This is a genomic window from Geodermatophilus poikilotrophus, assembly GCF_900111455.1.
In the GTDB taxonomy this organism is placed as follows: Bacteria; Actinomycetota; Actinomycetes; order Mycobacteriales; family Geodermatophilaceae; genus Geodermatophilus; species Geodermatophilus poikilotrophus.
The window spans coordinates 48,167-63,184 of the sequence record NZ_FOIE01000008.1; the positions used below are offsets into that span (position 1 = coordinate 48,167).

Annotated in this window: 9 protein-coding genes; 2 read left to right on the plus strand and 7 right to left on the minus strand. The window is 74.9% G+C overall.

Translation table 11 applies throughout. The annotated features are described in order from the left end of the window. Nucleotides 1–7 precede the first annotated feature (7 nt). Complete coding sequence (locus tag BMW27_RS17760) at nt 8–1,768, plus strand: acetyl/propionyl/methylcrotonyl-CoA carboxylase subunit alpha (protein WP_091446476.1); 1,761 nt, start codon at nt 8–10, stop codon at nt 1,766–1,768. A 56-nt stretch (nt 1,769–1,824) separates the two neighbouring features. On the opposite strand, the gene BMW27_RS17765 is transcribed toward BMW27_RS17760, so the two are convergent. The 3 genes from BMW27_RS17765 to BMW27_RS17775 form a co-directional block, all read right to left on the minus strand. Beyond that, nucleotides 1,825–4,173 (minus strand): reprolysin-like metallopeptidase, encoded by a 2,349-nt coding sequence (locus BMW27_RS17765; RefSeq protein WP_091446478.1) that lies wholly within the window; start codon nt 4,171–4,173, stop codon nt 1,825–1,827. Between the two features lie 32 nt (nt 4,174–4,205). Next, on the minus strand, nt 4,206–5,990 hold the full coding sequence (locus tag BMW27_RS17770) for a reprolysin-like metallopeptidase (protein ID WP_091446480.1): 1,785 nt from the start codon (nt 5,988–5,990) through the stop codon (nt 4,206–4,208). 185 nt (nt 5,991–6,175) lie between these two features. After that, entirely contained in the window at nt 6,176–7,621 is a 1,446-nt protein-coding gene (locus BMW27_RS17775; protein ID WP_281244775.1) for an NAD(P)H-quinone dehydrogenase, read from the minus strand. Nucleotides 7,622–7,695: 74 nt separating this feature from the next. On the opposite strand from BMW27_RS17775, the gene BMW27_RS17780 reads away from it, so the two are divergent. Beyond that, a complete protein-coding gene (locus BMW27_RS17780; protein WP_091446484.1) occupies nt 7,696–8,169 on the plus strand; it encodes a gamma-glutamylcyclotransferase family protein in 474 nt (157 codons plus the stop codon). Between the two features lie 497 nt (nt 8,170–8,666). Here BMW27_RS17780 and BMW27_RS17785 read toward each other — a convergent pair whose 3' ends face one another. From BMW27_RS17785 to BMW27_RS17800, 4 genes are all read right to left on the minus strand, one after another. Next, on the minus strand, nt 8,667–9,722 hold the full coding sequence (locus BMW27_RS17785; protein WP_091446486.1) for an alpha/beta fold hydrolase: 1,056 nt from the start codon (nt 9,720–9,722) through the stop codon (nt 8,667–8,669). 88 nt (nt 9,723–9,810) lie between these two features. Next, entirely contained in the window at nt 9,811–10,803 is a 993-nt protein-coding gene (meaB, locus tag BMW27_RS17790; RefSeq protein ID WP_091446488.1) for a methylmalonyl Co-A mutase-associated GTPase MeaB, read from the minus strand. A 78-nt stretch (nt 10,804–10,881) separates the two neighbouring features. After that, on the minus strand, nt 10,882–13,089 hold the full coding sequence (scpA, locus tag BMW27_RS17795; RefSeq protein WP_091446490.1) for a methylmalonyl-CoA mutase: 2,208 nt from the start codon (nt 13,087–13,089) through the stop codon (nt 10,882–10,884). Further along, on the minus strand, nt 13,086–14,999 hold the full coding sequence (locus BMW27_RS17800; protein ID WP_091446493.1) for a methylmalonyl-CoA mutase subunit beta: 1,914 nt from the start codon (nt 14,997–14,999) through the stop codon (nt 13,086–13,088). The genes scpA and BMW27_RS17800 overlap by 4 nt, the downstream gene beginning before the upstream one ends. Nucleotides 15,000–15,018 lie beyond the last annotated feature (19 nt).

The following is a 15,018-nucleotide window of genomic DNA, read 5'->3' on the forward strand; positions in this document are numbered from 1 at the left end:
AACACCGGTGCAGAAGGTCCTGATCGCCAACCGTGGCGAGATCGCGGTGCGTGTCGCCCGCGCCTGCAAGGACGCCGGGCTGACCAGCGTGGCCGTCTACGCCGAGCCGGACCGCGACGCGCTGCACGTGCGCGCGGCCGACGAGGCCTTCGCCCTCGGCGGGACGACGCCCGGGGACTCCTACCTGGTGATCGACAAGGTCCTGGACGCCGCCAAGCGGTCCGGGGCCGACGCGATCCACCCCGGGTACGGCTTCCTCTCCGAGAACGCCGGTTTCGCCCAGGCGGTCATCGACGCCGGGCTGACCTGGATCGGCCCGTCGCCTGAGGCGATCGTCGCCCTCGGCGACAAGGTGCAGGCGCGGCACATCGCGACCAGGGCCGGTGCTCCGCTCGTCCCCGGCACGAAGGACCCGGTCGGCGGCGCGGACGAGGTGGTCGCGTTCGCCGAGGAGCACGGCCTGCCGGTCGCCATCAAGGCGGCGTTCGGCGGCGGCGGTCGCGGGCTAAAGGTGGCCCGCACCAAGGAGGAGATCCCCGAGCTGTTCGACTCCGCCGTCCGCGAGGCCGTGTCGGCCTTCGGCCGCGGCGAGTGCTTCGTCGAGCGCTTCCTCGACAAGCCGCGGCACGTGGAGGCCCAGGTGCTGGCCGACACCCACGGCAACGTCGTCGTCGTCGGCACGCGGGACTGCTCGCTGCAGCGGCGCAACCAGAAGCTGGTCGAGGAGGCGCCCGCGCCGTTCCTCACCGACGAGCAGCGGGCACGCATCCACGAGTCGGCCAAGGCCATCTGCGCGGAGGCCGGCTACCACGGCGCCGGCACCGTGGAGTACCTCGTGGGCGTCGACGGCTCGATCTCCTTCCTCGAGGTCAACACCCGGCTGCAGGTCGAGCACCCGGTCTCGGAGGAGACCAGCGGCATCGACCTGGTCCGCCAGCAGTTCCGCATCGCCGACGGACTCCCCCTGGACGTCACCGAGGACCCGACCCCGCGCGGGCACAGCATCGAGTTCCGGATCAACGCCGAGGACGCCGGCCGCAACTTCATGCCCGCCCCCGGCCCGGTGACCCGGTTGGAGATCCCGCAGGGGCCCGGCGTGCGCTGGGACTCCGGCGTCGAGACCGGCGGCGAGGTCGTCGGCGCGTTCGACTCGATGCTGGCCAAGCTCATCGTCACCGGCGCCACCCGCGAGGAGGCCCTGCAGCGGGCCCGCCGCGCCCTCGACGAGCTGGTCGTCGAGGGCATGCCGACGGTCGTCCCGTTCCACCGGGCCGTGGTCCGCGACGAGGCGTTCACCACCGAGCCGTTCACCGTGCACACCCGCTGGATCGAGACCGAGTGGGACAACCAGGTCCCGCCGTACTCCGCGGCCCTGGCCGGGCACGACGAGGACGAGCCGCGGCAGGTCGTCGTCGTCGAGGTCGGCGGTCGCCGGCTCGAGGTGTCGCTGCCCGCGGGCCTGGCCGCCGGCGGGGGCGCCCCGGCCGCGGCCGGCGGGGCCAAACCGCGCAAGCGGGGCGGCGGGCACGGCGGGTCGGCGGCGTCCGGCGACTCCCTCACCAGCCCCATGCAGGGCACGATCGTCAAGGTCGGCGTCTCCGACGGGGACACCGTGTCCGAGGGCGACCTGGTCGTCGTCCTGGAGGCGATGAAGATGGAGCAGCCGATCACCGCGCACAAGGCCGGCACGGTCAGCGGCCTGTCCGCCGAGGTGGGCGCCACGGTGACCAGCGGCGCGGTGATCTGCACGATCTCCGACACCCAGTAGTCCCGCCGGGACGACGAGGGCCCGTCACCGGTGCGCCGGTGACGGGCCCCGTCGCGTCAGACCCGACGGACCTGCCCGGTGCGGTGGTCGAGCACCAGGGTCCCGCCCTGGAACCGCTGGGAGACGCCCCAGCTCGTGATCCGGCGTTCCTCGGCGGGGTAGCCGAGGGAGCCGGACTCCCACCCGGCCGCCCCCCAGGCGCCGCGGATCGCCCCCGTCACCGCGTACGCGCCCGTGGCAGGCGAGAAGTACACCGTGCCGCCCTGGAACTCCTGCAGGCAGCCGCCTGCCCGGAGCCCGCAGAGGGTGTCGGTCCGCGGATAGCCGAGCGGCCCGCCCTCCCAGCCGTTCGCCGCCCAGGACGCCCGCAGCGCGGTGTGGATCCAGCGGGCACCCGTCGCGGGCGAGGAGTAGACCGAGCCGCCCTGGAAGTGCTGGAAGCAGCCCCCGGTCAGCAGGCCGCAGACGGTGTGGGTCCCCGGGTAGCCCAGCGGACCCCGCTCCCATCCCGTCGCTGCCCAGCGGTCACGGAGCACGCCGACCACCTCGTGGACTCCCGTGGCGGCCGAGGAGTACAGCGAGCCGCCCTGGAAGTGCACGAAGCACCCGGAGTCCGGCAGACCGCACACCTGGTCGGACACGGGGTAGCCGAGGCCGCCGTTCTCCCAGCCGAGCTCGGCCCAGCGGTTGCGCAGCGCCGTCGTCAGCGCCCGCGCACCGGTGGCCGGCGACCAGTACACCGACCCGCCGCGGAAGTGCTGGAAGCAGCCGCCGTCCCGGAGCCCGCACACGGTGTCCGTGACCGGATAGCCCAAACCGCCGCTCTCCCATCCGGTCGCGGCCCACCGGTCGCGCACCGCTCCCGACACCACCCGCGCGCCGGTGGCCGGCGACCAGTACACCGACCCGCGCTCGAAGTGGCGGAAGCAGCCACCGTCGCGTAGGCCGCACACCTCGGCGGAGACGGGCCTGCCCAGCGGCCCCGCGGCCCCTCCGATCGCCCGGTACGCGCGCTCGATCTCGCTCGCGGGAGCGGACACCCGGGTCGCCACGAGCAGGCGAGCCATCGTCGGCGAGATGCTCTCGACAGTGACGAGGAACTCACCGTCACGCACAGAGACCGTCGCACCGACCGGGACCGCGTGTGCTCGGTCGGAGCCCCAGCCCGACATCGGGGAAGGGGTCGCGTCGAGCAGCAGTGAGGTGTCGGCACCCTCGGATGCGAGGCGGACCTGCACGCCGGCGTCGACCCCGGCGCGATTGGCCGTCGTCCCCAGCCAGGCGTCCTGCCCCGATGCCGACCGGTACTCGACGAGGTGCCGCGTGCCGTCCTCGGAGACCAGTTCGATCGCCTGCCAACCGGAGGTGGCCGACACCGGGGGGAGCTCGAAGACGGTGCGCGAGCCGGCGTACCAGTGGACGGGATGGGCGGCCAGCACCCCCAGGTGCGCGCCGTGCACGGCGTTCAGCGAGCCGAGCTGCTCCCACGAGACGCCCATGACGTCGTGGTGGTCCTGGTAGGGGGCGACCCGGCAGAGCCCGATGTCCACCGAGCCGTCGCACTGCAGCGCGGAGGAGTGCCCCAACCCGAGGTTGTGGCCGAGCTCGTGGGCGATCACCGAGGTGCCGGTCGCCGTGACGTAGGCCAGTCCGCCGTCACCGATCCAGGTGCCGATGGTGCCGAGGCCGTAGGCGCACTGCGTCGCCCCCGCCGGCACGTAGACGAGCAGGTGGGCGTTGTCCGACCACGTCCACCGGGCGCGATCCGCGGCCTGCCGCCAGAGCTCGAACGGCTCGGCGCACCCCACCGTGGCCGGCTCACCCCAGTCGACCGTCGCGGTCACCCCGAACCGAACGGCGCCCCGGGTCTGCTGCTCCCAGAAGTCGGCGACCGGACCGTTCACCGCCTGCACCACCTGGGCCAGCGCGACGCCGTCCCGGGAGGTGTTGGCCGGCTGCAGCATCACGACCGTGACCGGGTGGTTGACCGGGGTGGTCGCCGAGGCGGTGGCGGGCTCCTCCGGAGCGGCCAGCACCTCCGTAGCGAGCACCTCCTGCGCGGGTCCGAGCCCCTCCTGCACGGCTTCGTCGACGACCGCGCCGCCCAGGGTCACCTCGACCGTGGAGCCGACCTCGACATGGTCGACGTCCTCGGTCGGCACCCGCACGGTCTCGCCGTCGTCGGACTGCACCCAGCTGAGCAGCCTGCCGTCGTCCTCGTGCGCCCCGTCCGCGACGTCGGCGGGAGCCGGGTCGGCGTACCCCTGCACCAGCTCGCCGACGAACCTCTCCACCGCCGCCGGCGGCTCCTCGGCCGTGGCTGCGGGCGGCGCGACGACGACCGGCAGGACGGCGGCCGTCGCGAGCGCGAGGACCAGCAGCCGAGAGGGACGCAACGAGGGCACGGACGGTCTCCAAGCGAGAGGGGCCGGTCCCCTCATCGGCAGGTCGGACCGGGGACTGGAGGCAGGGCTCGGTCCCGGCCTCGCGCGACCCGCTTCCGGGCGACCGTCCAGCCGGTGAGCGCGAGGGCGGCCAGGCCCGCGCCGGCCGCGGCCGGCGTGACCCAGCCGGCGCCCGAGGTGGTCCGGACGGCGGCCGGCACCGGCTCGATGAGCAGTGCGCCCGCCGCGACCTGGGCTGCCGGGGTCTCGGGAGCGGCGACGGCGAGCACCTCCGGCGCGACGGGGACGGTGGCCGCGGCCCCGGCCGGAGCTGCGGCCGCGGCCGTGGCTGCGGCCGTGACCGGCTCGGCGGTGACCGGCTCGGCGGCCAGGAGCTCCGGCGCGCTGCCACCCTCGGGCAGCGGGCTCACGGGGACGACGGCACCGGCGGCGGGGACGACGGTCAGCGCCGCCCCGGCCGAGGTCACGGCGTCCACGGTCACGGTGAACGCGCCACCGGCGACCGGCACCGGCACGCCGACGGGCAGCGCGGCCCGCAGGTCGTCGTCCCACCGCCCGGCGGGGGACGGGGTGCCGTCCAGCAGCAGCGCGGTGTCCGGCATCCGGCCGGTGCGGCGCAGCAGGACGCCGGAGTCGAGGCCGAAGCGGTTGCCGGCGGCGGCGAGCCAGGCGTCGCGGCCCACTGCGGCGCGCAGCTCCAGCCAGTAGGTGCTCCCCGCCGCGTCGGTCAGCCGCACCGCGCGGGTGCCGGCGCGGTCGGCCAGCGGGGCGAGGGTGACCGTGGTCGCCGGCCCGGCCGCCGCGACCGGCAGCTGGGCGGAGGCGGGCAGCACGCCCAGCTGCGCGGCCTGCGGGGCGTTGAGCGACCCGAGGGAGCTCCACGAGGCGCCCATGACGTCGTAGTAGTCGCGGTAGGGGGCGGTGCGGCAGGCGCCGGTCTCGACCGCGCCGTCGCACTGGTGCCCCGAGGAGTGCCCGAGACCGAAGTTGTGGCCCAGCTCGTGGGCGATGACCGAGGGCAGCGCGTCCCGGACGTAGACCCGTCCGCCTGCGGCGACGCCGGTGCCGACCTGGCCGAGCGCGTAGGAGCAGCCGGGCAGGTCCCGCGGCAGGCTGCTGACGTAGACGACGAGGTGCCGGCCGGGCGCGGGCTCGAAGCCGGTGCGGTCGGCGACCTCGTTCCACATCGCGGTGGGGTCCGCGCAGCCGGCGGTGGTCTGCACCCAGTCGTGGGCCTCCGTCACACCCAGCCGGACGGCGCCGTCGGTCTCCCCCGCCCAGAAGTCCGCCACCGGCCCGTCGACGGCGGCCACCAGCTGGGCCAGTGTCGCGCCGTCCCGCTGCCCACCGGCCGGGACGGCCATCGCCACGGTGACCTGGTTGGTCAGCCCGGCCACCCGTGCGGCGCGCCGCTCCGGCGCCTCCTGCAGCAGCTCGGCGGCCAGCACGTCCCGGGCGGGCACGAAGCCCTCCTGCCCGGCGGCGTCGGGGACGGCGTCCCCCACGGTGAGCTCGACGGTGGAGCCGACCGCCAGGCCGGCCACCGCCCCGGTCGGCACGCGGACGGCCTCACCGGTGGCGGTCTCCACCCAGGTCAGCGGGGCCTCGGCGTGCCCGGCCTCCGCGGTCGAGCCGGCCGGCCCGGCCTCGGGCCAGGCCTGCACGATCTCGCCGACGACGGTGTCCGGCGCCACGGTCTCCTCGGCCCGGGCTGCCGTCGCCGGCAGCGCCAGGGAGAGGGCCAGCGCGGTCGCCGCACCGGCCAGCGCCCGGAGCGGGCAGCGGCGGGGGGCGGGGGTGGTCCGGTGGGGGCGCATCCCCCCTGTCCTCGGCAGCCCGCGCGCGCGTCGGCACCGGACGCCGGGGATCCAGTCGAACCCGCCGTCACACCCGGCCCAGGACTCTCCCGCGCCCCCGCCGTCCCGAGAAGGACCCCGTCCTCCCCACCCCTCGCGAGCTCGGGGCGGTGCCCTGGACGGGGCCGAGTGGCGGGGGTCCTTCCTCAGGCGAGGGCGTCGGCCCGCATCAGCCGCCGGCCGGCCTCGGTGATCGACCCCGACAGCGACGGGTAGATCGCGAAGGTCTGCGCCAGGTCGGTGACCGTCAGCCCCTTCGTGACAGCCAGCGCGATCGGCAGGATGAGCTCCGACGCCCCCGGGGCGACGACGACGCCGCCGACGACGACGCCGGTCGCCTGCCGGGCGAACAGCTTCACGAAGCCGTCGCGCAGGTCCGCCATCTTGGCCCGTGCGTTGGTCGCCAGCGGCAGCCGCACCACCTCGATGTCGGCGCCCTCGGGCAGCGTCCTCTCCTGCACGCCGACCGTGGCGATCTCCGGGTGGGTGAAGACGTTCGCCGAGACCGTCTTGAGCCGGATCGGGGTGACCGCCTCGCCGAGCGCGTGCCACATCGCGATCCGGCCCTGCATCGCCGCGACCGACGCCAGCTGGAACACGCCGGTGACGTCACCGGCGGCGTAGATGCCCGGCACGCTCGTGCGCGAGACGCGGTCGACGACGACGTGCCCGGACGGCGCGAGCTCGACCCCGAGCTGCTCCAGGTTGAGCCCGGCGGTGTTGGGCACGGTGCCGACGGTCATCAGCGCGTGCGAACCCTCGACGGTGCGCCCGTCGGTGAGCTCGACGACGACGCCCTTCTCGGTGCGCCGCACCGCCCCGGCCCGACCGCGCTCGAGCCGGCCGCCGCGGGACTGGAAGACGTCCTCGAGCACCTCGGCGGCGTCGGAGTCCTCGCCGGGCAGCACCCGGTCACGCGAGGACACCAGCGTCACCGGGACCCCCGCCTCCAGGTAGCCGGAGGCGAACTCCGCCCCGGTCACGCCGGAGCCGACGACGACCAGGTGCTCGGGCATCTCCTGGATGTCGTAGACGTCGCGCCAGTCGAGGATCCGCTCGTGGTCGGGCTCGGCGCCGGGCAGCACGCGGGGGTCCGCGCCGGTGGCGATGAGGACGACGTCGCACTCCAGCGTCTCGGTGACCGCGCCATCGCCGTCCAGCACGTCGACCCGGTGCTCCACCAGGCCGCGGACCTCGTCGGAGAGCCGGCCCTGCCCGGGGAGGACCCGCACGCCCTCGGCGACCAGCCGGGCCCGGATGTCGGCGGACTGCGCCACGGCCAGGCCCTTGACCCGCTGGTTCACCGCGGGGAGGTCGATGCCGACCGTGGCCAGCTCGGAGCCCTGGACGCCGAGCGCGCTGGAGTCGCGCACGTTGGTCATCACGCCGGCCGAGGCGATGAAGGTCTTGGAGGGGACGCAGTCGGTGAGCACGCTGGCCCCACCGACGCCGTCGCGCTCGACCACGGTGACCTGCGCACCGAGGGATGCCGCGACCAGCGCGGCCTCGTAGCCGGCCGGGCCGCCGCCGATGATCACGATGCGGGTCATGGGAGTCCTTGTCAGTGCGCTGGGGACACGTACCGCGCCCATTCTCCCCGTTCCGGGTGACGACGTGGCCCATCTCCCACCGAGGGGCGCGCCACACCGCCGTAGGCTGCCCGGTGATGGGCCTCTACGCCGCGTACGGGTCGAACATGGACCCCGCACAGATGCTCCGGCGCTGTCCCTCCTCCCCGCACACCGGCACCGGCTGGATCAAGGGCTGGCGGCTGACCTTCGGGGCCGAGGAGTACGGCTGGGAGGGCGCGCTGGCCACCCTCGTCCCGGACGACACCACACCGGGCGAGTCGCTGTCCCCCGGCGTCTTCGTCGCCCTCTACGACCTCACCGACGCCGACGCCGAGGCGCTCGACGCCTGGGAGGGCGCCGACCAGGGCCTCTACCGCAAGCTGCACCTGCGGGTGCACACGCTGACCGGCGACCAGGTGGCCTGGGTCTACGTGCTCGACGCCTTCGAGGGCGGGCTGCCCTCGGCGCGGTACCTGGGCGCGCTCGCCGACGCTGCGGAGGCCGCCGGTGCGCCCGACGACTACCTCGCCGAGCTGCGCGCCCGGGAGTGCCGCTCCACCGGCGTCTGAGCCGGCGGTCGCCTCCCCGCGCCGTCCCCTCCCGCCTCGTCCCGGTCCCCCTGGTCGCCGGCCCACGTGCGCCTCGAGGCCGTCGAACTCGGCCTCGACGCGTGCGTCCCGCCAGCCGGTGTCCAGGTAGCGGCTGCGCCCTCCCCCGACGACCCGGACCTGCACCTCGGGCGCCGGCGGACCACCGTCGATGGAGCGCCACCGCATCCGCGACTCCCTGGGCGACTCCGCTCCGCCGATGCGTGCGGCACCAGCTCCCTCAGGCGCACCACGCCCCGCACCCCGGCCTGCTCCGCTGCGGCAGCAGCAAGCTGCTGCCGCGTGCACCAACCCGAGCGCAAGGCCGCGTCGAGGGTGGCCGGACCGTCGACCGGTGCGGCCGGGCGCACGACGTCGCACGCCGTCCGAGCCGCTGAGGTGCACCACAGGCCGTCGTCGCGGAGGGCCGCCGCGGAAGAGCCATCGCGGGAAGCCGGCGCGGAGAGCCGGGGCGGCACTCAGGCGGGCGCCTCGAGCAGCTTGCGCAGCGCGTCGTCGACCTGCTCCAGGTAGGACGGCGAGAGCCCGAACAGCGACGCGTGGCCGTGGACGTCCTCGATCACCCGGAACGCGCTGCCCGGGATCAGCTCCTGCTCGGCGGCGCAGTCCTCGGGCGGGAAGAACTTGTCGGTGCTGATCGGCATCACGACGGTCCTGGCCGTGATCCGGCCCAGAGCCGCCGCGAGGTCTCCCCCGGTGTGCCGGCTGACGTCGCCGTGCTGCCACTTCCACGCCTGCGCGAGCAGGTCCCCGGGGTCCATCGGCGCGAAGTAGGCCTCCAGGAAGCCGATGACGAAGTCCTCCGGTGAGCTGAAGCCCAGGCCCCGCCAGTGCTCGCCGGTCCAGAACTCGTTGGACAGCACGTGCAGGGCGAACAGCCCGGCGTGCCGCTGCAGCCCGCCGCGGACGTCGGCGGGCTCGCGGTACCAGCCCCCGGCGTACCCGGGGTCGGAGGTCAGCGCGTCGACCAGCGTCTGCGCCCAGATGACGCAGTGCTGGTAGATCCGCGCCGTGCCGGCCAGCGGCGCGGCCCGCTTGACCCGGTCGGGGAACCGGACCGCCCACTCGTAGGTCTGCTGGGCACCCATCGACCCGCCGAAGACCAGTGCCAGCTCCTCCACGCCCAGCACCTCGCGCAGCAGCCGCTCCTGGGCCACCACGTCGTCCCCGATGCGCACCCGTGGGAAGCGGGCCCGGCCGTAGGGCCCGGCCAGGTTGTGCGGTGAGGTGCCCAGCCCGCTGCCGATCTGGTTGACCAGGACGACGAAGTGCTCGGCGGGGTCGATCGCCCGGCCCGGCCCGACGTAGGTCTCCCGCATGACCGAGTGGTTGCCGGAGTACCAGGTCGGGATCAGCACGGCGTTGTCCTTGGCCGCGTTCAGCGTGCCCAGCGTCTGGTAGGCCAGCTGGCAGCCGCGCAGGGTGGCACCCTCCTCGAGGACCAGGTCCCCGATGTCGGCGAGCTCGAAGTCGCCGTGGACCCCGGCGGAGTAGTACGGGTTGTCGATCGGCATGGCCGGCCTCGTCTCGGCAGCGGGGGCGGGCCGCGGGCACGGCCCAGCCCGGACGCTAGCGTTCCGTGACCTGGCTCACACGTCGGGCTCAGGAGTCGTGGAGGAACGTCTCCAGCAGCTGCCGCGCGGCCAGTGCCGGGGTGAGCTCGCCGGCCAGCACGGCCTTCTCCAGCTGCGGCGCGGCGGCCCGGACGCCGGGGTGCGCGCGCAGCCGGTGCTCCAGGCCGTCGCGCACGAGCTGCCGGGTCCAGCGCACCTGCTGGCTGCGCCGCTGCTCGTCGAAGGCCCCGGAGGCCCTGCGCCGGTCCTGGTGCTCGACCAGCTTGGCCCAGACCTCCTCGAGGCCCTCGCCGGTCAGCCCGGCGCAGGTCAGCACCGGGACGCTCCAGTCCTCGCCGTGCCCGCGCAGCATCCGGATCGCCCCGGCCAGCTCGCGGGCGGCCTTGCGCGCGTCCGCCGCCCCGGGGCCGTCGGCCTTGTTCACCGCGATGACGTCGGCGATCTCGAGGATGCCGCGCTTGATCCCCTGCAGCTGGTCACCGGTGCGGGCCAGCGTCAGGAACAGGAACGAGTCGACCATCTCGGCGACGGTGATCTCCGACTGCCCGACGCCGACGGTCTCCACCAGGACGACGTCGTACCCGGCCGCCTCGACGACGACCATCGACTCCCGCGTCGCCTGCGCGACCCCGCCGAGGGTGCCCGACGTCGGCGAGGGCCGGATGAAGGCGTTCGGGTCGACCGACAGCCGCGCCATGCGGGTCTTGTCCCCGAGGATCGACCCGCCGGAGCGGGCCGACGACGGGTCGACGGCGAGCACGGCCACCCTCGACCCCGCCGCCGTCAGCGTCACGCCGAGCTGGTCGATGAAGGTCGACTTGCCCACGCCGGGGACGCCGCTGATGCCGACCCGCCGCGCCGACCCCGCGTGCGGCAGCAGCTCGACCAGCAGCTCCTGCGCGCGCTCCCGGTGGTCGGGGCGGTGGGACTCGACGAGCGTGATCGCCCGAGCCACGGCCCGGCGGTCCCCTCGGAGCACGCCCTCGGCGAGCGCCGGGACGTCGACCTGCCGAGCCGTCACTCCCGCGCTCCCGCGGCGTGCTCCGCTCCTCGCTCGCCGGCGCTCGCTGCGGTGCTCACGCGCCTGTCCGCCCAGCCATCAGTGACCGAGGCGCGAGGACAGCGTCCGCAGCAGCCCCTGCGCCGCCTCGGCGACGACCGTGCCGGGCAGGAACACCTCGGCCGCGCCCATCTCCTTGAGCGTCGGCACGTCGTCGGGCGGGATGACCCCGCCGACCACGATCACGACGTCCTCGGCCCCGAGGTCGGCGAGCGCCTGCTTGAGCGCCGGCACCAGCGTCAGGTGGCCCGCGGCCAGCGACGAGACTCCGACGACGTGCACGTCGGCCTCCACCGCCTGCCGGGCGACCTCCTCCGGCGTCTGGAACAGCGGGCCCACGTCGACGTCGAAGCCGAGGTCGGCGAAGGCGGTCGCGATGACCTTCTGCCCGCGGTCGTGGCCGTCCTGGCCCATCTTGGCGACCAGGATGCGGGGACGGCGCCCCTCGGCCTCCTCGAACGCCTCCGCCATGCTGCGGGTCTCCTCCATCGGACCGGAGCTCCCTGCCTCGTCGCGGTACACACCGGAGATGGTGCGGACCTGGCCGGCGTGCCGCCCGTAGACCTCCTCGAGCGCGTCGGAGATCTCCCCGACGGTGGCCTTGGCGCGCGCGGCGTCGACGGCCAGCTTGAGCAGGTTCGCGTCCAGCGACGAGTCCCGCCGTCCCTCGGCGGCCGCGCGGGCGGCGTCGGTCAGCCGGCGCAGGGCGTCCTGCACGGCGGAGCCGTCCCGGGAGGCCCGGAGCTCCTCCAGCTTGGCCTTCTGCTGGGCCAGCACGTCGGCGTTGTCGACCCGCAGCACCTCGATCGCCTCGTCGGCCTCGACGCGGTACTTGTTGACGCCGATCACCGGCTGGCGGCCGGAGTCGATGCGCGCCTGGGTGCGGGCGGCGGCCTCCTCGATGCGCAGCTTCGGGATGCCGTCGTCGATGGCCTGCGCCATGCCGCCGTGCTCGGCGACCTCCTCGATGTGCGCCCACGCGCGCCGGGCCAGGTCGTAGGTCAGCTTCTCCACGTACGCCGAGCCGCCCCACGGGTCGATGACCCGCGTCGTCCCGGACTCCTGCTGCAGCAGCAGCTGGGTGTTGCGGGCGATCCGCGCGGAGAAGTCGGTGGGCAGCGCCAGCGCCTCGTCGAGGGCGTTGGTGTGCAGCGACTGGGTGTGGCCCTGGGTGGCGGCCATCGCCTCCAGGCAGGTGCGGACGACGTTGTTGTAGACGTCCTGCGCGGTCAGCGACCAGCCCGAGGTCTGCGAGTGGGTGCGCAGCGACAGCGACTTGTCCTTCTGCGCGCCGGCCTCCTTGACCAGCCGCGCCCACAGCAGCCGCCCGGCCCGCAGCTTGGCGACCTCCATGAAGAAGTTCATGCCAATCGCCCAGAAGAAGCTCAGCCGGGGCGCGAACGCGTCGACGTCCAGCCCGGCGGCCTTGCCCGCCTCCAGGTACTCCACGCCGTCCGCGAGCGTGTAGGCCAGCTCCAGGTCGGCCGTCGCCCCGGCCTCCTGGATGTGGTAGCCGGAGATGGAGATCGAGTTGAACCGCGGCATCTCCTGCGAGGTGAACGCGAAGATGTCGCTGATGATCTGCATCGAGGGCTTGGGCGGGTAGATGTAGGTGTTGCGGACCATGAACTCCTTGAGGATGTCGTTCTGGATGGTCCCGGTCAGCTGACCGTGCTCCACCCCCTGCTCCTCGGCGGCGACGATGTAGAGCGCCAGCACCGGCAGGACGGCGCCGTTCATGGTCATCGAGACGCTCATCCGGTCCAGCGGGATGCCGTCGAACAGCTGCCGCATGTCCAGGATGGAGTCGACCGCCACCCCGGCCATGCCGACGTCACCGACGACCCGCGGGTGGTCGGAGTCGTAGCCTCGGTGGGTGGGCAGGTCGAAGGCGATCGACAGGCCCTTCTGCCCCGCGGCGAGGTTGCGCCGGTAGAACGCGTTGGACGCCGCCGCGGTGGAGAAGCCCGCGTACTGGCGCACCGTCCACGGCTGCGTCGTGTACATCGTCGGGTAGGGCCCCCGCAGGTACGGCGGGAGGCCGGGGTAGGTCTGGAGGAAGTCCAGGCCCCGGAGGTCGGCCGGGGTGAACAGCGGGGGGACGGCGATGCCCTCCGGCGTCTCCCAGGTCGCCTCCTCCACGCCGCGGCCGGTGGTCTCCTTCAACCGCTTGGCCCAGTCGTCGGCCGAGGCGGCCGCCGCGGGACGGCCCAGGTCGACACCGCTGAAGTCGGGGATCGCGCTCATGCCGGCACTCCCAGCTGCTCGTGGACTCGCTGCAGGACGTCGAGCGCGTCGCACCCGGCGTACACGTACCCGTCGACGCCGTCGACCGCCAGCGACGGCTTCCCGGCCAGCCACACCTGCGTGGCACCGGCCGCGCGGAGCTCGGCGGCCAGCGCGGCCGCGGACCCGGCGTAGTCCTTGTCGGTCCCGCAGATGCAGGCGACCGTCGTCCCGGCGTCGGCGAGGCCGGAGGCCCCGTCGCCGGACGGCGTCGCCACCCCCCCGGCCTGGAACAGGTTGCCGGCGAAGGTGGCCCGCGCGGTGTGCCGGGCGATCGGGCCGATGGTGGCGAGGTAGACCTGCGGCCGCCGATCCGCGGCGTCGGCGCGGTCGCGCAGCTCCTCGAACGCCTGCGCGGCGCGCACCCTCGGCAGACCGCCGGTGGGGTGCAGGTCCGCGGCGGGTTGCCGCTCGGGCAGCTTCTCGGCCAGGTGGGGGAACTCGCTGACGCCGGTGATCGCGTCGGTGCGGTGCGCCAGCCGCTCGGCGCGGGCGTCCCACGCGGCGGCGATCCGGTCGCGCACCAGGCCCGAGTCCAGCGCGGCGACCAGCCCACCGGCTCCCTCGATCTCGGTGAACCAGCTCCAGGCGGCCTCGGCCAGGGCGTCGGTGAGCGCCTCGACGTACCAGGAGCCGCCGGCCGGGTCCAGCACGCGGGCGAGGTGCGCCTCCTCGACCAGCAGGTTCTGGGTGTTGCGCGCGATCCGCCGGGAGAAGGCGTCGGGCAGGCCGAGCGCGGCGTCGAAGGGCTGCACCGTGACGACGTCGGCGCCGCCCACGCCCGCGGCGAAGCAGGCGACCGTCGTCCGCAGCATGTTGACCCAGGGGTCGCGCCTGGTCGTCATCACCGAGGAGGTGACGGCGTGCTGGCGCTGGCCGCGGGCGTCGGCCGAGGCGCCGCTGACCTCGCCGACCCGGTCCCACAGCCGGCGGGCGGCGCGCAGCGCGGCGATCGTCGTGAACTGGTCGGCACTGGCGGCGTAGCGGAACTCGAGCTGGGCGAAGGCCTCGTCGACCGACAGCCCGCCGTCGGTGAGCGCCCGCAGGTAGGCCACGCCGGCGGCCAGCGAGCAGCCGAGCTCCTCGACGGCCGAGGCGCCGGCGTCGTGGAAGACCGTGCCGTCGACGACGACGGTGCGCCAGCCGGCGGGCGCCCGGCGGGCGACATCGGCGAGGCCGGTGAGGTCCTGCGCCCGTCCCGAGGCGGCGTGCACGCCGAGCGGGTCGAGGCCCAGCGAGCCGCCGGGGGCGAGGTCGGTGCGGCCGTCCACGTGGGCGAGCAGCGCCTCGGCCGCGGGCGGCCCACCGGAGACCGACACCGGCGCGAGGTCGAGGTAGACGCCGGCGAGGACCTCGCCGAGCGCGTCGATCGGGACCGCGCCCTCGCCGAGCTCCAGCCACAGCGAGGTGACGCCGTTCTCCAGGTCGGCGGCGATCGCCTCCCGGGTCAGCCCGACGTCGGGGTGGGCGTGCCGCTGCCGCACGTCCCAGCTGGCGGACGCGCCGCCCTCGGTACCCCCAGCGGCGGAGACGGCGGGCGAGCCGGCGGGACCGACCGCGGGCCGGCCGCCGCGGACGAACGGCGGGAGCCCCGGGACGCCGACCGCGGCGGGCAGGTCACCGGCGTCCTCGGCCGTGTAGAGCGGGGCGACGCTGACGCCGGTGGCGACCGGCACCCGCAGCGCGTCCTCGACCGGATCCGGCAGCTCCTCGCGTCCGGCCTTGCGCAGCACCGCGGCGACCAGTTGCCGCCACGCCTCCCGGGTGGCGGCCGGGAAGGCGGCGGCGAGCTGCAGCTCGTCGGGGACCTCGTGCTCGGCCGGCACCTCGGCGTCGGCCGGTGCTGCGGTCTGCTGATCGGAGGAACTCATCGTCGGGCTCCCGGCGTCG